Raw genomic sequence first — 19700 nt, 5'->3', positions numbered from 1 at the left:
CGGCGTCGGCGGGATCCGTACACCCGTACCGGAGCACCCGCGGCCACTGCCCCGGCCGGCCCCCCGGGCTGATCACCACACCGGGGGAGGGCGTCACCCCTGCGCCCTCGCGCCGGATCCTTCGCCGTGAGCCAGGCGGGCCAGGACCTTGGCGTACACCGTGGTGGCCGCGGCGGTGACGGTTGCCACAACCGCCAGTGCGAGGATGCCCAGGAGCGAGGGCCACTGCCGCAACCCGTCGCCACGGCAGACCCGTTCCTGGGGCCACGGCTCAACGAACGGGCCCCGGCACAGACTGCGCGACCCCTGATACGACGACACCTCGGGGCCGTAGTCGGCAAGCATCAGGAAGACGAAGCACCCCCACATCGCCAGTGCCAGGAGCATCCACGCGATCGACCATCCCTCGACCCGGCGCGCGTCCCGGCCCGTCTTCCCGGTGCCACCCGGTGCGGTGTCTGCGGGAACGGCTTCCGGAGCTGCCTCATCGGCTGCCATTCTTTCCCCCTCCGACGTCCAATGAATGATCTTCAGTTCACCACACCTGCCGGCACGTTCCCGCCGGTCGAGACGCAGCCGCGCACTTCGGTTCTCACCAGGGGCTGCGGATCCGGACTCCCAGGGCGCGGATCCGGGCCCGTCGCTCGGGTGAAGTCTCAAAAGCAAGTCCTCGCCGACGACGCGGTCTCGCTGCCGCATGGTGCAAAGAGTCTCCGGCGCGGCTTCGGCGACTTCCGGCTCTTTGCCGGTCGCGGCATCCACCAGGGCCTCCGTGACCGGCCTGGAGCGCAGTCCGGCGACCGCCCGTGCAACGCGGACCCGCTGCTCGGCGGGAACTGCCGGGTGGTGAGGGAGGCGAGGACATCGGCCGTGACGCGGGCATCCTGACGGGGCAGCACCCAGAAGACGTAGAGGAGCTGCGCGGGCAATTGAACGCGTTCTAGATCCTGGGGTGGGATGACGAACCGCGGCGGTGGAACCCGGCCGTTCAGCCCTCGTCGGTGGGCAGCCAGCAGCCGTGCAGGCCGAGCGGGACCCGGACGGGGATGCGGGCGCGCGCGACCGGCCCGGAAGCCGGGTCGCCGGCGGGGACGATCAGGAACCAGCTCGACCCGTCGGTGCGGTCGGTGGCGAACGTGAGCCAGTAGCCGTGCTCCTCGGAGTCGGTCCCCGGCTCGGGAGCGAAGACCGGTTCTCCGACCGACAGGTTCCCGGCGTCCCAGACGAGGGCGGTTCCCGTCCGCGCGTCGTGGAAGCGCACCGCGTCGTACTCTCCCGGCAGCAGCTCCGCGCGTCCGGTCGAGGTGGCCAGCGCGGTGTGCCGGTGGCGCCGGCCGATGAGGCGGTCGTCGATGCGGGGGAACTCCACCCGGGCGTCGTCCAGCAGGGTGCGGGTCACGGTGCCCGCCGCGGGGTCGAGGCGGGCCCGTGCCAGACCGCCGCTGGCCGGGTCCTGCGCCGCCCCCGGTGCGTCGCCGACGGTCAGCCGGCTCCACTGGACGTAGTCCAGGACCACCGGGGCGTCCGCGCCGGTGCCGTCGTCGTAGGCGTTCACGGTGTGCCACAGCCAGAACGCCTCGTCGGCCGCCCAGCGCGGCGGTCCGCCGTCGCGGGGGATCAAGGCCACACGGGTACCCCGCTCGGGCCGCCAGGCCAGGAAGGAGCCGCCCGCCATGGCCGCGTCCAGGTCGAAGAAGGCGGGGGCCAGGACCAGGACGGCGTACCGTCCGGTCAGGGCCATGTCGTGGATCATCATCGGCTCGTCCACGCCCTCGACGGTGGTGGGCCCGCGCGTGACGGCCCCGTCGCGGCCGATGACCGACCAGGTCAGGTACGGCGGCTCCAGGCCGTAGCAGAAGACGACCATCTCGCCCGTGACCGGGTCGATCTTGGGGTGGGCGGTGATCCCCGCGGGCAGGGCCCCCTCGAAGTCCTCGCTGCCGAGGGTCTCCAGCCCGGCGCCGATCCGGTACGGGCAGGCCGACTCGGCGAGGGCCAGCAGTCGGCCCCCGTGCCGTACGACGTTGATGTCGGGCAGGTCCCGGAAGGTCCCCGCGAGCGCCGGCCCGACCTGCTCGGCATCCGGCAGGATCATCGACTCCAGGCCTCCCCACAGGGCCCGCCCGGCCCGTTCCTCGGCCTCCAGGGCCGGGGTGCGCACGAACCGGTTGCGGTAGCGGGCGCGGCCCTCCGAGAGCCACACCCCGTGCAGCATGCCGTCGCCGTCGATGGGGTACAGGTACGAGCCGATCGGCGTGAAGCGGGGATTGGGCCCGTTGCGCAGGTACAGGCCGTCCAGGGCGGCCGGGATCTCGCCCGTCACCTCCAGCTCGGCGGCGTCGACCTCCTCGGTCACCGGCGCGAACGATCCCAGCAGGTGCGGGACGCGGGTGGGGTCGAAACGGGGCGGCGTGTGCGTGTTCACGGAACCTCCCGGGGCGTGGTGCGGCACCTTCCGGCACCTTCCAGTGGAACGCCGGACGGACACCGGTGCCACGCACCCCGGCCGCCGCCCGGAACGCGGAGCCGCACGGGGCTTCCCGCGACGGGAGGCGGACGGGTGCCGGGGGCCTCCGGTCGACACCCCGTGGCGGGCGGGGGAGCATGAACCCGAGGCTGCCCTGTCGTGGGCCCCTCCCCTTCCCCTCCCCGATGGGAGAACCCCATGTACCGAACCACCCGACGCGCCGTGGTCGCGTCCCTGCTGGTCTCCTCGGTCGTCTGCGGTGGCGCCGTCGCCCTCGCACCGGCCGCCGGCGCGGCGGTCCCGGCCGCCAGCTGTACGGTCACGCCTGGGCCGAACGACACGTACGTCACGATCACCGGCGAGGGGTTCACGGGACCTCGCAAACTCAACGACGGCGAGAGCACCGTGGACCTGGCGATAGGCCCGGACGGAACCTTCCGCGTGCAGCGCTTCCAGAAGAACGTCGACTACACGGTCCTCGCGGTCAACGAGGACCAGAACTTCGTCTTCGTGAACTGCAAGAGGGTGGGCTCGGCGGCGACACCGAAGCCTCAGAACCCGCAGAACACGACCCCGGTCAAGCCGGGTTCCCGGCGGGACGTCGCCCAGGGCCGCGCGGCGGGCACCCTGGCGGGAGCCGCGGCGGCCAAGAAGAGCTGCGAGACCAAGCCGGTGGCGGACAAGTCCGGCCAGCAGCACAGCAACGCCTACTGGCAGGCCTGGACCCAGGCGGCGAACAACGCCTTCAACCGGGTGTGCAAAGCCGGTTGAGCCACCTCGTCACTCAACCGGTGGAGCCGGAGGCTTCGTTGCGGGTTCTGATCCAGTTGGTCAGCTGCCGGTCCGGCTCGCCGTAGATGCGGATGCCGGCCCGCCGCGCACGGGCCGGCTGCGCCGTGGCCTCGGCGTCGCAGCCGACGTGCGCGGCGACATCGCGCAGCCGGCCCGGGTCCACGGTGTAGCCGCCTCCGTCCACGCCGCGCAGGACGGCTCCCCCCTTTTTCGTCCTCTTGACGATATGAACACCCCTTGTTATCGTCACATCGACGAAATCAAGGGGGTCCGTCATGGCCGACATCACCCGGCGCTTCGGCTGGCGTCATCTGCGCTCCGCGCCCACCGCTCACATCCGCCACCACAAGCGCGGCCGGCTCGTCCACGACGGGCTGGGGCTCAGTTTCTGGTACCGGTCGCTCTCGGCGGCGCTCTCCGAAGTCCCGGTCGACGACCGGGAGCTGGCCATGGCGTTCCACGCCCGTACGTCAGACTTCCAGGACGTCGCCGTGCAGGCCACCGTCACCTACCGGATCAGCGACCCGGCCGAAGCCGCGGCCCGACTCGACTTCTCCGTCGACCCGGACACCGGGAGCTGGCGCGGAGCCCCCTTGGAGCAGATCGCCACCCTCCTCACCGAGACCGCGCAGCAGCACACGCTCGACGTACTGGCCCGGACTCCGCTGGCCGCCGCCCTGGTGGACGGCGTCGCCTCCGTGCGGGGGAGCGTCGCCGCGGGCCTCGCCGCCGAGCCCAGGCTCCCGGCCACCGGCATCGACGTGGTGGCCGTGCGGGTCGTGGCGATCCGCCCGGAGGCCGAGGTGGAGCGCGCCCTGCGCACCCCGGCCCGCGAGCAGATCCAGCAGGAGGCGGACCGGGCCACCTACGAGCGGCGGGCCGTGGCCGTCGAGCGTGAGCGTGCCATCGCCGAGAACGAGCTGGCCAGCCAGATCGAACTGGCCAGGCGCGAGGAGCAGCTGATCGACCAGCGCGGCACCAACGCCCGCCGCGAAGCCGAGGAGAAGGCGGCGGCGGACGGCATCCGGACCGAGACCGAGGCGGCCCGCAAGGTCCGCCTGGCCCACGCGGACGCCGAGGCGGCGCGCGAGACGGGCGCGGCGCGCGCCGAGGTCCAGGCCGCCTGGCTGCGCGTGCACGACGAAGCCGGCCCGGGCACGCTGCAAGCCCTCGCGGCGACCCGGCTGGCGGAGAACCTGCCGCGGATCGAGAGCATCACCCTCTCTCCCGATGTCCTCACCGGGCTCCTCGCCAAGCTCGGACGTCCGGAAGGCGGCGCGGGCGCGTGAGCCTGGCCCCGCGGGCGGTGCTCGTACACCGCAGGACCGAGTACGAGGAGCTGCTCGCCCGGCACGGGACGCACGGGCAGGCCGCGTTCTTCCTTTCCAGCCGGGGCCGCTCGGTCGACGAGGTCGTCCGCCGCCACGAGCGCACGCGCCAGGCGCTGCGGGAGGTGGCGGCGGCGGTGCCGCTGACCTGGCGCAACGCCCGGGTGGAGCGGGCGGACCTGGACCGCTTCCTGTTCGCCCCGGAGGACGTGGTGGTCGTGGTCGGCCAGGACGGCCTGGTCGCCAACACCGCCAAGTACCTGCGCGGACAGCCGGTTGTGGGCATCGACACCGATCCCGGCCGAAACCCGGGGGTCCTGGTCCGTCACCGCTGCGCCGACACGGCCGCCCTGCTGCGTGCGGCGATCGCCGCCGGCGGCCGGACGGAGGAGCTCACCATGGTCGAGGCCGTGGCCGACGACACCCAGCGGCTCCTCGCGCTCAACGAGATCTATCTGGGCTCACCCGGTCACCAGACGGCCCGCTACCGCCTGGGCTCCGACGGCGACGAGGGCCCGGGTGAGGCCCAGGCCTCCTCCGGGGTACTGGTGGGCACCGGCACGGGCGCGACCGGCTGGCTGCGTTCCCTGTGGCAGGAGCGCGGCAGTTCCGCGGGGCTGCCCGCACCCTGCGAGCGGCGGCTCCTGTGGTTCGTACGGGAAGCCTGGCCCTCGCCCGCGACCGGAACGACGAGGGTCGCCGGTGAGCTGGGGCGGGGACAGGGGCTGCGCCTGACCGTGGAGTCGGACCGGATCGTGGTGTTCGGCGACGGGATGGAGGGCGACGCCCTGGAGCTGACCTGGGGCCAGAGCGTACGGCTGGGCATCGCGGGAACGTCGCTGCACCTGGTGGCGTGAGCGCCCGTGCAGGCAGCCATCGCGGAGGGCGCCCGCGGCGAACAGATATCCGTGCCCGCGGACTGAGATTTCAGCAAGCCCGGCGAGAGGATTTGTTTCCGCGGCCCACGGGTTTTAAATTCTTCATCCCCCGCCGGGCGCCGCGGCGTGCTACTGTCGATCTCGGTTGCAGTTGTGGTACCCAAAAAACTGGCGCCTCCGGTCGGCCCGCGTGCCGATGGAAGCACTTTATATTTCCGGACATTTTCCGGACGGGGCATCATCGCGGCGACACGGCATCCGTGCAGTGCGGATCCCGATGGACTGCCCCTGAGGAGACGTGCATGCCGGCTGGCACAGTGAAGTGGTTCAACGCGGCCAAGGGCTTCGGCTTCATCGAGCAGGACGGCGGCGGCCCCGACGTCTTCGCCCACTTCTCCAACATTGCCGCCCAGGGCTTCCGTGAGCTGGTCGAAGGCCAGAAGGTCACCTTCGACGTGGCGCAGGGCCAAAAGGGCCCGACGGCCGAGAACATCCTTCCCGCCTGACGGCGGCGCGCACTCTGTGGCTGGGGCCCGCATCCCTCGGGGTGCGGGCCCCAGCCACAGGCGTCACCTGCGTCACCTCCCGCAGTGGGTTCACCTGCGGGATTTCATCCAGGATGCAGGCCGGCATTTCACCCCGGCGTCACCTGTTTCAGCGCCTGCGCCCGCATGGACCGCCTGCGGCGCAGTTTCGCTTCCACATTTCGTTCGGCCCGTTCTTGCGATTCCCCGCGCTGTTTTTCCGCTGCTGGAATTCCTTGATACGCGCCGCATCAAGGAAGGTTCTGAATGAACCCCGCACGCACGAACAACCGCACCGCTCGCACCCGTGGCCGTAGCGGCGGCCCCTCTTTCGGCGCTTCCGCCGGTTCCGGCCGCAGCAGCCGCTACGGCTCGCCCGCCTCCAGCCGTTCGGGCGGCGGCCCGAGTCGTTCGGGCGGCCGCGGCCGGCGGCCCGCCGCGGTGCAGGGCGAGTTCGCCCCGCCGAAGACGATCACCCCCGCCCTGCCCGCCGTCGAGGCCTTCGCCGATCTGGACATGCCCCGGGAGCTGTTGGCCGCTCTCGTCGCGCAGGGCCTGAGCGTGCCGTTCCCCATCCAGGGAGCCACCCTGCCCAACACCCTCGCGGGTCGCGATGTACTCGGCCGTGGCCGCACCGGCTCCGGCAAGACCCTGGCCTTCGGCCTCGCGCTGCTGGCTCGTACCGCCGGGCAGCGGGCCGAGCCCCGCCAGCCGCTCGCCCTCGTCCTCGTACCGACGCGCGAGCTCGCGCAGCAGGTGACCGAGGCCCTGACTCCCTACGCCCGCTCGGTCAAGCTGCGCCTGACCACCGTCGTGGGCGGAATGTCGATCGGCAAGCAGGCCGGAGCACTGCGCGGCGGGTCCGAAGTCGTCGTCGCGACCCCGGGCCGCCTCAAGGACCTCATCGACCGCGGTGACTGCCGGCTGAACCAGGTCGCGATCACGGTCCTGGACGAGGCCGACCAGATGGCCGACATGGGCTTCATGCCGCAGGTCACCGCTCTCCTGGACCAGGTGCGCCCCGAGGGGCAGCGGATGCTGTTCTCCGCCACCCTGGACCGCAATGTCGACCTGCTGGTCCGCCGCTACCTGACCGACCCTGTCGTGCACTCGGTGGACCCCTCGGCCGGTGCGGTCACCACGATGGAGCACCACGTACTGCACGTCCACGGCAGCGACAAGCACCGGATGACGACGGAGATCGCGGCGCGCGACGGCCGGGTGATGATGTTCCTGGACACGAAGCACGCCGTCGACCGCCTGACCCAGGACCTGCTGAGCAGCGGTGTCCGGGCCGCTGCCCTGCACGGGGGCAAGTCGCAGCCGCAGCGCACCCGCACCCTCGCCCAGTTCAAGACCGGGCACGTCACCGTGCTCGTCGCCACCAACGTCGCGGCGCGCGGCATCCACGTCGACAGCCTCGACCTCGTCGTCAACGTGGACCCGCCCACCGATCCCAAGGACTACCTCCACCGCGGGGGCCGCACCGCCCGGGCCGGCGAGTCCGGCAGCGTCGTCACCCTCGTCACCCCGAACCAGCGCCGCGACATGAGCCGCCTCATGGCCGCCGCCGGCATCGTCCCCCAGACCACGGAAGTCCGATCGGGCGAGGAATCCCTGAACAGGATCACCGGCGCGCAGGCTCCTTCCGGCATCCCCGTCACCATCACCGCACCGGTGTCCGAGCGGTCCGGGCGCAGCGCCACCTCCCGCGGTCGACGCGGTTCCGCCACGCGTACCAGGCGGGTGGGCGGCGGACGGCGTTCCGCCGATGCGGCGGCCGCGTCATGACGGTCGAAGCGGCCCCGTGACCCGGCTGGGATTCGCGTGCCGCGGCCTGACCCGGGCCGACACGTCCACGCGCGGCCTCAGCCCGCTCCAGCAGGCCTCCGCGATGCTCGGCGCTCCGGCGACCGTCTGACCGCAGCGACCGGCGCGAGTCGGCAGGAGCACAGCGGGGAGGGTCCGACCGGCACGCGCCGGTCGGACCCTTGCACGTACGGGCGGAGCCGGGTCAGGGCATCTCGTCGGGGTCGCAGCTGGCCCGGCGCAGCCCGATCGTGCGCAGGGCTCGCATCAGGGCTTCGTGGTCTCCCTCGCGCACGACGTGGACGGCGCCCTCGACCTCGAGGCCGGACACGGCACGGGGCGTGCGGTCGGCGGCCGTCCGCAGCACCACCCCGCCCGGCGGGTCGAGGGAGCGCACCCCGCGGAACAGGCCGCGAAGGCCCGGGTCCGCGTCGAGGCTGTCGAGCCCGGAGGGCAGGGACAGGACGGTGATGTCGGGGAGAAGGATCCGGGCATGCGCGAGGGCGACGACGGGGTCGTGGGCATGCGACAGGACCCGGAAGTGCGGATTGCGCTGGATGCCGGCGCGCAGGAGCTCAAGCTGCTCGCCATCGGGCACGCCGACCACCAAAACCGTCATCACCTGCTCCATCCTGCGTTCCGGCACGCGGTGACGCGACCCGGGAGGCGCAGACCGAGCCGGCCGTGCCCGCACGCGCGCATACGACGCGCAGATCACGGTGGAGTGGGGTCGGAGCAGCCGGTGTCGCCCGCGGGCGGCCACACTGGAGCCATGAGCGAGCACCCCTTCACCGCTGACCTGACCAGCACCGGTGGCACCGACAGCGCCGGAAGCGCGCCGGGGCACACCGGCAAGCCCCAGTACCGCCACAACCTCCGGTACGAGAACCCCACCGGTGAGGCCTTGGGAAGCCAGGGGCACACACTGCGCGCGGCCCGCGGCCTCACCGTCGTGACGTGTGCCTGCGGCCTCGCCACCGAGGCGCTCCCCAGCGATGATGCGAGGCTCGTCTACGAGTCACACCGCAATGTGATCCGCGACGAGACGATGCGTGACGCCCCCCTGTAGGACGCGCAGGGAGGCGAGGGCCCCGCCCGGAGGCGGGGCCGGTCACTTCACCGAGCCCGCCATCACGCCTTGGACGAAGTGCCGCTGGAAGGCGAAGAAGACGACGAGCGGGACCACCAGGGACAGGAAGGCACCCGGCGCGAGCACGCCGATGTTGCTTCCGAACTGCCGCATCTGGGACTGCAGCGCGACCGTGAGGGGCTGGGACCCGCTGTCCGCGAACAGCAGCGCCACGAGCATGTCGTTCCAGACCCAGAGGAACTGGAAGATGGCCAGACTCGCGATGGCGGGCCGGCCGAGCGGCAGCACGAGCCGGAAGAAGATCCGCCACTCGCTGCCGCCGTCCATCCGGGCGGCCTCCAGCATCTCGCCCGGGATCTCGGCGAAGTAGTTGCGCAGCAGGAACACCGCGAACGGCAGCCCGTAGGCGACGTGGAACAGGACGACGCCGGCGATCGTGCCGAACAACCCCACCGCCCCGAAGAGTTTGGCCACGGGCAGCAGCCCGATCTGTACGGGTACCACCAGCAGCCCCACGACGACCAGGAAGATGCCGTCGCGGCCGGGGAAGTCGAGCCAGGCGAAGGCGTATCCGGCGAGTGCCGCGATGCCGACGACCAGGGCGGTGGTGGGAACCGAGATCAGGACGGTGTTCCCGAAGGCCTGCGCGATGCCCGAGTCCTTCAGCAGTGCGCTGTAGTTGTCGAGGGACAGCTGTGACGGATCGGCCAGCGCGGTCCACCACCCGTCGGAGGCGTTGTCCCGCTCGGAGCGCATCGAGGAGAGGAACAGGCCCGCCAGCGGTGTGATCCATACGAGTGCGACCAGGATCAGCAGCCCCTGGACGATCGAGCTGCCCAACAGGCGGGACGTGCGGCGCCGTTCGACGGCGCTGTGGCTGCTCATGCTCCGCTCCTTAGGAAGCGCCGGATGTTGAAGACCATGGCCGGGACGACCAGCAGGAGGAGGACCACGCTCAGTGCGCTGCCGAGCCCCTGGTCGTTGCCGCCTCCGAAGGAGACCAGCCACATCCGTGTGGCCAGTACGTTCGCGTCCTCCTGGACCGGCCCCGGCGCGATGATGTAGACGAGGTCGAAGACCTTCATCACGTTGATCACGAGGGTCACGAACACCACCGTGAGCACGGGCGCGAGCAGGGGGACGGTGATCCTTCGGAAGATCTGGCCCTCGCTGGCCCCGTCCATCCGGGCCGCTTCCAGCGCGTCACGGGGGATCGCCGCGAGTCCGGCGCCGATCAAGACCATCGCGAAACCGGTCCACACCCACAGGTAGGCGCCGATGATGGCGGGCGTCACCAGCGCCGGTCCGAGCCAGTTCACACCCTGGTAGGGGGCCGCGAAGTTGGCCGCGGGCAGCCGTACGGTGTACTCGCCGTCGGCCAGCCCGGTGAAGCGGAACGACCCGTCGTCGGCGGCGGTCGCGGTCGCGGCGACCCGGCCGTCCCGTACGGCCTCGACCATCATGCCGGGCAGGCCCTTCTCGCCCGGATCCACCGTGCCCGGTGTGCCCGCGCCGCCGGGGGCGAAGTCGAGGTACACGACTCCGCCGATCCCGTCCGCGGCCGGGGCCGCGGCGGCGGCGCCCTTCGCGCCGCCGGGCATCGCGTCGGGCGCCACCCCGACGAAGCCGAGACTGACCGAGCCCCCGGTCCGCACGGTCTTCGCGGTGCTGTACGGGCCGCCCGCCCGGCCGGTCAGGCCCTGGCCCTCCCGGATGCGGGCGGTCGGATAGGCGGCGGCGTCGTCGAAGGTGTCGTGGACGCCGACGACGACCGCGTTGAGCACGCCCCGGTTCGGATCCTGTTCGTAGGCGAGGCGGAAGACGATGCCCGCGGCGAGGAACGACACGGCCATCGGCAGGAAGAGCACCAGTTTGAACGCGGTCGCCCAGCGCACCTTCTCGGTGAGCACGGCGAGCATCAGCCCGAGCCCGGTCAGCAGGAGGGGGGCGACGACGACCCAGATGGTGCTGTTGCGGATCGCCTTGAGGGTGGCCGGGTCGTGGACGATCGCCGCATAGTTCCCGACCCCGACGAACCGGTCGCCGTCGGCGTCGAAGAGGCTGCGGCCGACGGAGAAGACGACCGGGTAGACGACCAGCGCACCGAGCAGCAGCAGGGCGGGCAGTACGAAGAGGATCGCGAGGCGGCGTTTCCTCCGGCGGGCCAGGCGCCGCGGGTCCGCCGGCCGGCGTGCGGTACGGGTGCCGGCGGCGGTGCTGCTCTTGGCGGGCCCGCTGCCGGCGGTCCCGCCGCCGGCGGTGCCGCTGTCGGCGGTCAGGGTGTCAGCCATGGCGGGCCGCCTCAGTTCCCGTACGCCTTGGCTGCCTCGGCTTCGAGTTTCGCCGCCGTGCCCTGCGGGTCCGACGGGTCGCGCAGGAAGTCCTGGAGGAGCTTCCACTCGCCCGCGCCCTTGGTGCCGCCGAACGCGGCAGGGGCCTGGTCCGACATGTCGAAGCGGACCGAATCGCCCGCCGCGACCAGCGACTTGGCGGTGTCGCGCGTGGTGTCGTCGCCGTACGCGGCGAGATCGACCTTGGTGTTCGGGGAAAGGAAGCCGCCCGCGCCGGCCCAGACCTCGGCCGCGTCGGGGCCCGACAGGAATTCCAGGAGCTTCATGCCGGCCTTGCCGTTCTTGCCGTCCTTCAGGACGACGGCCGCGTCACCGCCGCTGACGACCGGCGCGGTACCGCCGTCGACCGCGGGGAACGGGAAGAACTTCGCGTCTTGCCCGAGCTTCTTGCCGAACTGGTCCTTGGCGATCCCGCCCACGAAGTCGCCCTCGTAGACCATGCCCGCTTTCGGCTCGGGACCGAAGACCTGCTCGACCGAGGAGGGGAAGTCCGTGCCGAGGGCCGTCTGGGCGCCGCCGGCCACGAGCTGCTTGTCCTTGAACAGGTCGCCGAGCGTGGTCAGCGCCTTGACGACGCTGTCGTCGGTCCACTTGAGCTTGTGCTGGGCGAGCTGGTCGTACTTCTGCGGCCCCGCCTGCGAGAGGTAGATGTTCTCGAACCAGTCGGTGAGCGTCCAGCCGTCCTCGCCGGCTATGGCGAAGGCCGGGCGGCCGGAGTCGGCAAGGGTGCGGCCCGCCTTCAGCAGGTCGGCGTAGCTCTTCGGCTCGGCGGCGACGCCGGCCTGGGCGAAGGCCTGCGGGGCGTACCAGACGGTCGACTTGTGGGCTGCCTTGAAGTAGAGGCCGTAGTACGTGCCGTCGACGCTGCCGTAATCCTTCCACACCGGGGCGAGGGAGGATGCCGCCGTCTTGGCGGCCTCGTCGGACAGCGGCTGGAGCCAGCCCTCCTTGGCGAACTGCCGGAGCACGCCCACCTGGGGGACCATGACCACGTCGGGCGCGTTGCCGCCCTCGATCTTGCTGCCGACGAAGGTGGAGACGTTGTCGCCGGAGGGGACGAAGACGGTCTTGGCGCCGGTCTTCGCGGTGAAGGCGTCCAGGACCTTCTTGAAGTTCTTCTGTTCGCTGCCGGTCCAGACACCGGCCACGGTGACGGTCTGGCCGCTCAGTTCGCCGCCGCTCGCGGGGCCGGTGGTGGTGCCGCAGGCGGTGGCGCCGAGCGTGAGGGCGAGGGCCGCCGATGCGGTGGCCGCGGTGCGCCGGGTCGTCTTGCCGGGTCGTCGCATGATGAGGTCCTTTGCGCGTTCGGGTTCGGGGAAGAGGGGAGGCTGCGGGAACGGTCCGGTGTGCCGGGGGCCGCGGTTCACGGCGTCGGGCACTCGGCCGTCCACCACGCGGCGGTCGAGGCGGGGAGCACCCCGTCGGGGCAGGGGCCGCTGGCGAGCAGCGGGGTCCCCGCGACGGGGGCGGGCACCGGCTCCGTGCCGAAGTTGACCGCGCAGACCAGGCCGTCGCCGCGGGCCATCGCGAGCACCTGCGCGGGCGCGTCCAGCCAGCGCAGGGTGCCCTCGCCGAGCTGCGGCAGGCTGCGCCGCAGCTGGAGGCCTTCGCGGTAGAGGTGCCAGAAGGAACGGGTGTCGGCCAGGGCCCGGTCGGTGGAGTGCTCGGCGAACCACTCGGGCTGCGGCAGCCACGGTCTCGCGCCGGGCACCCCCTGGCTGAAGCCGAACGGGGAGGCGTGCCCCGACCAGGGCAGCGGCACGCGGCAGCCGTCCCGGATGTGCTTGCGGCTTCCGGTGCGGTGGAAGATCGGATCGGTGAGGACCTCGTCCGGCAGGTCGAGGACCTCGGGCAGTCCGAGCTCCTCGCCCTGGTAGACGTAGGCCGCGCCGGGCAGCGCGAGCATCAGCAGGGCGGCGGCGCGGGCGCGGGCGGCACCCAGCCCGCTGCCCTCCACCCCGGGCTCGCCCGCGTAGCGGGTGACCGTACGGACCTGGTCGTGGTTGTTGAGCACCCAGGTGACGGTGGAGCCGGTGCCGGCGATGTCCCGTATCGCCTCGGTGATCGTCGCGCGGAAGGCTTCGGCGTCCCAGGGAGCGCTGAGCAGGTCGAAGAAGAAGGCCTGGTGCAGTTCGTCGGGGCGGACGTACGCGGCGTGCTCGCGCGCGGTCGGCACCGACACCTCGCCGACCAGCAGCCGCTCCCGGCCGTCCCGGACGCCGTACTCCTCGCACACCGCGCGCCAGCGGCGCCACACGCCGTGCACCTCGGGCCGGTTCCAGGCGAGCTGGTTGACGGCGTCGCGGGCCCGCTCGTCGGCTCCGGGGTCCTCGGAGTCGGGCAGTTCGGGATGCTTGAACAGTCCGGCGGCGACATCGATGCGGAAGCCGTCGACGCCGCGGTCCAGCCAGAAGCGCAGCACCCGTTCGAACTCGTCGCCGACGGCCGGGTCGCGCCAGTTCAGGTCGGGCTGCTCGGGAGTGAACAGGTGCAGGTACCACTCGCCGGGGGTGCCGTCGGACTCCTGGACGCGGCTCCAGGCGGGACCGCCGAACATGGCGCGCCAGTTGTTGGGCGGCTCGGCCCCGGACGGACCGCGTCCGGGGGCGAAGTGGAAACGGGAGCGCTGCGCGCTGCCCGGCGCCGAGGCGAGCGCCGACCGGAACCACGGGTGCTCGCTCGAACAGTGGTTGGGGACGATGTCGAGCAGCAGCTTGAGCCCGAGGCGGTGGACGTCCGCGACCAGCCGGTCGAACTCGGCGAGGTCGCCGTAGACGGGGTCGACACCGCAGTGGTCGGCGACGTCGTAGCCGTGGTCGTGCTGCGGGGACGGGTAGAACGGGCTGAGCCAGATGCCGTCGACGCCGAGCTTGCGCAGGTAGGGGAGTCCGGCCCGGACGCCGGCCAGATCGCCGATGCCGTCGCCGGTGCTGTCGAGGAAGCTGCGGACGTAGACCTGGTAGATCACCGCGTCGCGCCACCAGGGGGCCGGTGCGGTGACGGTACGGGAGGGGTGGCCGGTGTCGGCCGGAAGGGTGCTGAGCATCTCGCGTCGACCTGTTCTGCTGAATGCGAGAGCGCCCCAGAGCGGGTGCGCTGTTATGCATGCATGTTAAGTAGCAGCGACTGGAAGGTGTCAACGATGTGTCCAGAAACAGCGAAAAGTTGGGGTGATTTGTTCGGGTATACCCGGGTGCACGAGGAAGGGCCTCTACTTAACATGTAAGTAGAGGCCCTTGAGGAAGGCGCACGAATGAGGAGGGGTCAGCCCCTGCGGGAGAGGCGCCCGAGCTCGCGCGCGAGCCGCGCCGCGGCCTGATCCGGCGTCTGGCGCAGCGCCATCACGTCCTGCGCCACGGCCTGCACGGCGAGGCTCACCTGGTCGTAGCGCGGACTCTTCGGGCGCGGCACCGCCGACAGCACGCTCTGGCGGAGCGTGGGCAGGTAGGGGTACGCGCGGACCAGCTCGGGGTCCTCGTACAGCGCGGCGCGCACCGGGGGCAGCGAGCCCTTGGTCAGCACCTGCCGCTGGACCCGTTCACTGGTCAGGTAGGAGATGAGGTCGGCCGCGGAGGCGGGGTGCCGCGCATGGCTGCTCACGGCGAGGTCGGAGCCCCCCAGCACACTGGTGCCGGGCCCGTCGGGTCCGGGCAGCGGCACGGCGCCGAACCTGCCCGCGACCTTCGAGCCGCTCGCCCCGGCGTCCGCGTACACGTACGGCCAGTTCCGCAGGAAGAGCAGCCGGCCGTCCTGGAAGGCCCGCCGCGATTCCTCCTCCTTGTAGCCGAGCGCGTCACGGGAGATCCAGCCGTCCCGTACGCCGTCCGCGAGGAAGCGCAGTCCGGTGCGCGCCGCGTCGGAGTCCACCGTCACCCGTGCGCCGTCGTCGCGCAGGATCGAACCGCCCGCCGAGTGCACGGCCTCGGTGACGTTGACGGTGAGGCCCTCGTACGGGAGGAACTGGCCGGCGTACCCGTCCAGCCCGTACTTCGGGGCGATCGTGCGCGCCTGGCGCGCCAGCTCGGCCCACGTGCGCGGCGGTTGCTCGCCCTCCTGGTCCAGGATGTCCTTGCGGTAGTAGAGCAGTCCCGCGTTGGTGACGTACGGGACCGCGTACAGGCGGCCGTCGAAGGTCGCGGTGTCGACGACCGGGCGCAGGAAGGCGTCCAGGGGGAAACGGCCGCGGTCGAGCGGGGCGATCCAGCCGGCCGCCGCGAACTCCGAGGTCCAGGCGACGTCGATGTTCAGCACGTCGAACCGGTCGCGGCCCGAGCGCAGTTCGCTGATCATCTGCGCCCGGGTCTCGTCGGCCGAGTCGGGCAGCTCGACGAGGGTGACGCGCTCGCCCGGGTGGGCGTCGTTCCAGTCGTCGAGGAGCGGGGGGAGGTAGTCGGTGAGATCGCCCGCCGTCACCAGCGTCAGGGGGCCGCGGCCCGCGGAGGCCGCGCCCGCGTCGGAGCGGACGCCGAAACCCGCGTATCCCGCCAGTACCACCGCCGCCACCAGGAGAGCCCTACCCGCGGCACGTGTCCACCGCATAGATTCCTCCCAGCGCACGACGCAGTGCTCGATCCGGCTGCGCCGCCGACCACCGTGGCCTATATATACCCGTTAGGCATGGGCGATACTAGACGTCCAGGCAGACGAGCCGGAGGGCGGCGCCACCCGGCCCGTTGCCGAGTGAACCGTTGACTACGGAGCGGGAAGGAGGGGGAGCGAGTGCGGCTGGCGCTCCTTGCGCTCCTCACCCGTAGCCCTGCGCACGGTTACGAGCTGAAGCAAGACCTTGAGAAGCTCTTGGGCGCCGCGTACCCTCAGCCCAACGTCGGCCAGATCTACGTCACCCTCGGCCGGCTGGAGAAGAGCGGCCTCATCGAAGGCGAGGACGTCGAGCAGTCGGGCCGGCCCAACAAGCGTACGTACAGGCTGACGGAGGCCGGGCGCGAGGCCGTGCTGGCCTGGTTCGAGGAAACCGCCGAGGAACCCCGGGTGCGGGACGAGTTCTTCATGAAGCTGGCGCTCGCACCGCAGTCCGGCCTGGCCGACCCCATCGCCTTGATCAACAAGCAGCGGCGGCAGTACCTCAACACCATGCGGGACCTGTCCAAGCTGGCCGCCGCCGAGGACCGCGACAACAAGATCTCCCAACTGCTGATCGAGGGCGCCATGCTGCACTTGCAGGCCGATCTCGACTGGCTGGAACGCTGTCAGGAGGAGCTGGAATGAGCGACGACGCCACCACGGCTCCGGCCGGACCCGCCGACACCGCCGGCACCGCCGCCACCACCGGGGCGGTGCCCATCCTGCGCGCCGAAGGCCTGACCAAGACGCACCACGGCGAAGGGCTGCCGGTGCACGCCGTGCGCGGGGTGGACCTGTCCGTCCAGCCGGGTGAGTTCGTCGCGGTCACCGGACCGTCGGGAGCGGGCAAGTCCACGCTGCTGCACCTGATCGGCGGACTCCAGCGGCCCGACAGCGGAAGGCTGTGGCTCGCCGGAGAGCGCGTCGACCAGTACCGCGAGGCACGCTGGGCCGTCCTCAGGCGCCGCAGCATCGGCGTCGTCTTCCAGTTCTTCAACCTGGTCTCCAACCTCACCGTCGCCGACAACGTCGAACTGCCCGCCCTGCTCGCCGGCGCCTCCCCGAAGACGGCCCGGGCGTCGCGCGCCGAACTGCTCGCCGAACTGGGCCTCGAAGGCCGCGAGCGGTCGATGCCCGGCGAGCTGTCCGGAGGCGAACAGCAGCGGGTCGCGCTCGCCCGCGCGCTCGTCAACCACCCCGCGCTCCTGCTCGCCGACGAACCGGCCGGCAGCCTCGACAGCAAGGGCACCCGCGAGGTGCTGCGGCTCCTCTCCCGGTTCCACCAGCGCGGACAGACGATCATGATGGTCACCCATGACGCCCGGATGGCCAGTGCCGCCGACCGCGTCATCAGCTTCTTCGACGGGCGCATAGCCGACGACGCACATCTCGACGGCGGACGGCGCGGCCCGGTCCGCGGCGTCTCCGGGGTACTGGACCTGGACCTGGAACCGAAGCGGTGACCGTGCGGGCCACCCTGCGCTGGGCACACGCCGACTTCCGCGCACACCGGGGCGAAGCACTCTTCGTCGTGCTGGCCAGCGCCGGGATCATCGCCTCGCTCCTGCTGGCCGGCGCCCTGTTCAGCTACGCCGCCAACCCCTGGCAGCGGATCTTCAACCAGTCCCACGGCGCCCACATCTGGCTGCACACCCGCGCGGGGGCGGACACGGACTCCCTGGTCGGCCTCGACGGCGTCGCAGCACTCTCCGGGCCCTACCGCACGACGGCGACGACGGTCGAGGCGCACGGCGCCCGGGCCGGGGTGACGCTGCGCGCGGCCGCGGCGGCACCCCCGGAGACGGGACGGCCGCTCCTCACCGCCGGCAGCTGGCTCACCCCTCCGCAGTCCGGTACCCGTACCGGCCCGGACGCCGGTACGGGTACCGGCACCGGCACCGGCACCGTCGTACTGGAGGCCTCGGTCGCGCGGGCGCTCTGGGCCGAGCCGGGCGACACCGTACGGGTCACCGGCCCGGACGGCGCTGCGCACGCACTGCGGGTGAGCGGGACAGCCGAGGTGGCCGAACCCCGCTACCACCCGGGCGGCGCGCCCGGCGTCGGCTGGGTGCTCGCCCCGGCCCTCGACGAGATCGCCCACGGGTCCACCGGGCAGAGCGTGGGCCTGCGCCTGACTGATCCCGACGACACCGACTTCATCGTCCAGCGCGCCGTGACGATGCTCGGCGCCGACCGCGTGGCCCAGGTCACCAAGTGGCAGCAGGCACGCGCCGAGGCGGGCGGCGACGACCGGCTCCTCGGGCAGGTGTTCGCCGTCTTCGGGCTCGGAGCACTGCTCGCGGCGGCGCTCGCCGCGGCCGGCGCCGTCGGCGCCCGGGTCCGCGGCCAGCTGCGGGACATCGCGATCCTCAAGGCCGTCGGCTTCACCCCGGGCCAGGTGGCCCGCGGATTCCTCGTACAGCACCTGGCCTTCGCCCTCCTCGGCGTGACCCTCGGCACGACGGCGATCGCCGTGCTCGGCGCGCGCATACCGGGGCGCATCGGTGAGGCTGCGGGGGTGTGGCAGGACCTGCCGGGCCACACCGGGCTCATGATCGGAGTGCCCTGCGGTGCGGTGCTGCTGATCGCGGCCGCCACCGGGCTGTCGGCCTGGCGGGCCGGACGGGTGCCGCCCGTGCCCGTGGCCCGTGCCGCCCTGCCGTCCGCCGCGCCGATGACCGCCCTCGGCAGGCGGGCCCTCGGAATGCGGGTGCCTCCCGCGCTGGTGCTGGGATGGCGCGCGGCGTTTCCGCGCCGGGGCCGGACGCTCGTGGCAGTGGGCCGCCTCGCCCTGCCGCTGGTGCTGATCACCGTCGCACTCGTCGCCTGGTCGACGCTGGACCAGTTCCGCAGCCGGCCCGCACAGATGGGGCTGCCCGCGGCGCTGACCGTACGCGCCGAACAGCCCGCGGGAACCTCCGACGCGGAACTGGAGAAGATCCTCGCGGCCGTACCGGACGTCGCCGAGGTCCACCCCGGTGCCGAGGTGGCGGCGCTCGTACCGGGCCAGACCGGCACCATCACACTGCGCGGGCTGGGCACGGCCGGGTCCCCCTACCCCTCCACGGTGGTGGAAGGTCGCGCGCCCGACGGCCCGGACGAGGCGGTGGCCGGGCAAGGGCTGCTCGATCTCCTCGGGGTGCGCGTCGGTGCATGGGTGCGGATGACCGTGGAGGGGCGGCCGCAGATCCTGCACGTGGTCGGCCGCTCCATCGAACCGGAATCCGGGGGCCGGGTGATCACCACGACTCTCGACGCACTGCGCGAGCGTGATCCGGCGCTGCGGCCCGACTTCCACGCCCTTGTACTGCGCGAGGGCGCGGACCCCCGGGCGGTGAGCGCCGCGCTCGCCACGGTGGCGGGCGGGACGCTGGAGATCCGGGAGACCCCCGATCCGGCCGACCGGCTGGAGCCGGCGCGCGCGGTGATCGCCGCCCTGATCGCTGTGCTGGCGCTGATCGGGCTGACGGAACTGCTGACGCTGATCAGTACGGGAGTGCGCGACCGGGGCCGGGACCTGCTCGCACTGAAGGCGATCGGGCTGACGCCCCGGCAGATCGGCTCCATGATCGTGACGGCCGCCGCACTGACCGCGCTGGCCGCCGCCGTGGTGGGGACGGTCCTGGGCGCGCTGTCCGGTGGCTGGCTCGTGGACGCGCAGGGAGCATCGAGCGGGATCGGGGCGGGCATCGCCCGGTTCCCCTCGGCGCCCGTGCTGTCGGTGGTGGTCGCCGGAGCCGTGCTCGGAGCGGTGGTGGCGGCGCTGGTGCCGGCGGCCCGGACCGCCCGGCGCAGGCCGGCGGACTCGCTGAGCGAAACTCTCTGACGGGAACAGAACGGACCGGACCGGACCGGCAAGGCGCGGCGGTGTGCCGGACCG

18 protein-coding genes are annotated in these 19700 nt (G+C 72.3%); 9 read left to right on the top strand and 9 right to left on the bottom strand.

Annotation, left to right across the window (positions count from 1 at the left end; translation table 11 throughout):
* Positions 1-93: 93 nt before the first annotated feature.
* Together ACFY1T_RS31760 and ACFY1T_RS31755 are read right to left on the bottom strand one after the other, a co-directional pair.
* Positions 94-762, bottom strand: coding sequence for a hypothetical protein (locus ACFY1T_RS31760; protein ID WP_390791243.1), 669 nt, complete (start codon positions 760-762; stop codon positions 94-96).
* A 226-nt stretch (positions 763-988) separates the two neighbouring features.
* Positions 989-2425: a carotenoid oxygenase family protein gene (locus tag ACFY1T_RS31755; RefSeq protein WP_390791242.1), complete on the bottom strand. Its 1437-nt coding sequence runs from the start codon at positions 2423-2425 to the stop codon at positions 989-991.
* 240 nt (positions 2426-2665) lie between these two features.
* Here ACFY1T_RS31755 and ACFY1T_RS31750 point away from each other — a divergent pair, with 240 nt between their 5' ends.
* Positions 2666-3238 (top strand): hypothetical protein, encoded by a 573-nt coding sequence (locus ACFY1T_RS31750; protein WP_390791241.1) that lies wholly within the window; start codon positions 2666-2668, stop codon positions 3236-3238.
* A gap of 13 nt (positions 3239-3251) precedes the next feature.
* Here the strand turns inward: ACFY1T_RS31750 and ACFY1T_RS31745 are convergent, their stop codons facing one another.
* Positions 3252-3536: a hypothetical protein gene (locus tag ACFY1T_RS31745; protein ID WP_390791240.1), complete on the bottom strand. Its 285-nt coding sequence runs from the start codon at positions 3534-3536 to the stop codon at positions 3252-3254.
* Between ACFY1T_RS31745 and ACFY1T_RS31740 the strand changes: the two genes are divergently transcribed.
* From ACFY1T_RS31740 to ACFY1T_RS31725, 4 genes are all read left to right on the top strand, one after another.
* Positions 3535-4548, top strand: a complete 1014-nt coding sequence (locus ACFY1T_RS31740; protein WP_390791239.1) for an SPFH domain-containing protein — start codon at positions 3535-3537, stop codon at positions 4546-4548. The genes ACFY1T_RS31745 and ACFY1T_RS31740 overlap by 2 nt on opposite strands.
* A complete protein-coding gene (locus tag ACFY1T_RS31735; protein WP_390791238.1) occupies positions 4545-5444 on the top strand; it encodes a hypothetical protein in 900 nt (299 codons plus the stop codon). Before ACFY1T_RS31740 ends, ACFY1T_RS31735 begins: the two co-directional genes overlap by 4 nt.
* A 323-nt stretch (positions 5445-5767) precedes the next feature.
* On the top strand, positions 5768-5971 hold the full coding sequence (locus ACFY1T_RS31730; protein ID WP_390791237.1) for a cold-shock protein: 204 nt from the start codon (positions 5768-5770) through the stop codon (positions 5969-5971).
* 285 nt (positions 5972-6256) lie between these two features.
* The gene (locus ACFY1T_RS31725) at positions 6257-7780 is read left to right on the top strand and encodes a DEAD/DEAH box helicase (RefSeq protein ID WP_390791236.1); all 1524 of its coding nucleotides are present in this window, start codon (positions 6257-6259) and stop codon (positions 7778-7780) included.
* 223 nt (positions 7781-8003) lie between these two features.
* On the opposite strand, the gene ACFY1T_RS31720 is transcribed toward ACFY1T_RS31725, so the two are convergent.
* Positions 8004-8417 (bottom strand): hypothetical protein, encoded by a 414-nt coding sequence (locus tag ACFY1T_RS31720; RefSeq protein ID WP_390791235.1) that lies wholly within the window; start codon positions 8415-8417, stop codon positions 8004-8006.
* A 153-nt stretch (positions 8418-8570) separates the two neighbouring features.
* On the opposite strand from ACFY1T_RS31720, the gene ACFY1T_RS31715 reads away from it, so the two are divergent.
* Complete coding sequence (locus ACFY1T_RS31715; protein ID WP_390791234.1) at positions 8571-8867, top strand: hypothetical protein; 297 nt, start codon at positions 8571-8573, stop codon at positions 8865-8867.
* 42 nt (positions 8868-8909) lie between these two features.
* On the opposite strand, the gene ACFY1T_RS31710 is transcribed toward ACFY1T_RS31715, so the two are convergent.
* From ACFY1T_RS31710 to ACFY1T_RS31690, 5 genes are all read right to left on the bottom strand, one after another.
* The gene (locus ACFY1T_RS31710; protein ID WP_390791233.1) at positions 8910-9773 is read right to left on the bottom strand and encodes a carbohydrate ABC transporter permease; all 864 of its coding nucleotides are present in this window, start codon (positions 9771-9773) and stop codon (positions 8910-8912) included.
* Complete coding sequence (locus ACFY1T_RS31705; protein WP_390791232.1) at positions 9770-11179, bottom strand: ABC transporter permease subunit; 1410 nt, start codon at positions 11177-11179, stop codon at positions 9770-9772. Before ACFY1T_RS31705 ends, ACFY1T_RS31710 begins: the two co-directional genes overlap by 4 nt.
* Positions 11180-11190: 11 nt before the next feature.
* The gene (locus ACFY1T_RS31700) at positions 11191-12525 is read right to left on the bottom strand and encodes an ABC transporter substrate-binding protein (protein ID WP_390791231.1); all 1335 of its coding nucleotides are present in this window, start codon (positions 12523-12525) and stop codon (positions 11191-11193) included.
* A 77-nt stretch (positions 12526-12602) separates the two neighbouring features.
* Entirely contained in the window at positions 12603-14285 is a 1683-nt protein-coding gene (locus tag ACFY1T_RS31695; protein ID WP_390791230.1) for a glycoside hydrolase family 13 protein, read from the bottom strand.
* Between the two features lie 218 nt (positions 14286-14503).
* On the bottom strand, positions 14504-15778 hold the full coding sequence (locus tag ACFY1T_RS31690) for an ABC transporter substrate-binding protein (protein ID WP_390791229.1): 1275 nt from the start codon (positions 15776-15778) through the stop codon (positions 14504-14506).
* A 180-nt stretch (positions 15779-15958) separates the two neighbouring features.
* Between ACFY1T_RS31690 and ACFY1T_RS31685 the strand changes: the two genes are divergently transcribed.
* The 3 genes from ACFY1T_RS31685 to ACFY1T_RS31675 are packed head-to-tail and all read left to right on the top strand — an operon-like array spanning position 15959 to position 19646.
* Positions 15959-16465, top strand: a complete 507-nt coding sequence (locus ACFY1T_RS31685) for a PadR family transcriptional regulator (protein WP_390791228.1) — start codon at positions 15959-15961, stop codon at positions 16463-16465.
* Positions 16462-17283 (top strand): ABC transporter ATP-binding protein, encoded by an 822-nt coding sequence (locus ACFY1T_RS31680; RefSeq protein WP_390791227.1) that lies wholly within the window; start codon positions 16462-16464, stop codon positions 17281-17283. Before ACFY1T_RS31685 ends, ACFY1T_RS31680 begins: the two co-directional genes overlap by 4 nt.
* Positions 17284-17285: 2 nt before the next feature.
* On the top strand, positions 17286-19646 hold the full coding sequence (locus ACFY1T_RS31675; protein ID WP_390791303.1) for an FtsX-like permease family protein: 2361 nt from the start codon (positions 17286-17288) through the stop codon (positions 19644-19646).
* Positions 19647-19700: the final 54 nt, after the last annotated feature.

It is taken from the genome of Streptomyces sp. NPDC001194 (genome assembly GCF_042896985.1).
Taxonomy (GTDB): Bacteria; Actinomycetota; Actinomycetes; order Streptomycetales; family Streptomycetaceae; genus Streptomyces.
Note: the sequence above shows the minus strand (reverse complement) of the source record. Positions and strands in the feature narration are given on the sequence as shown.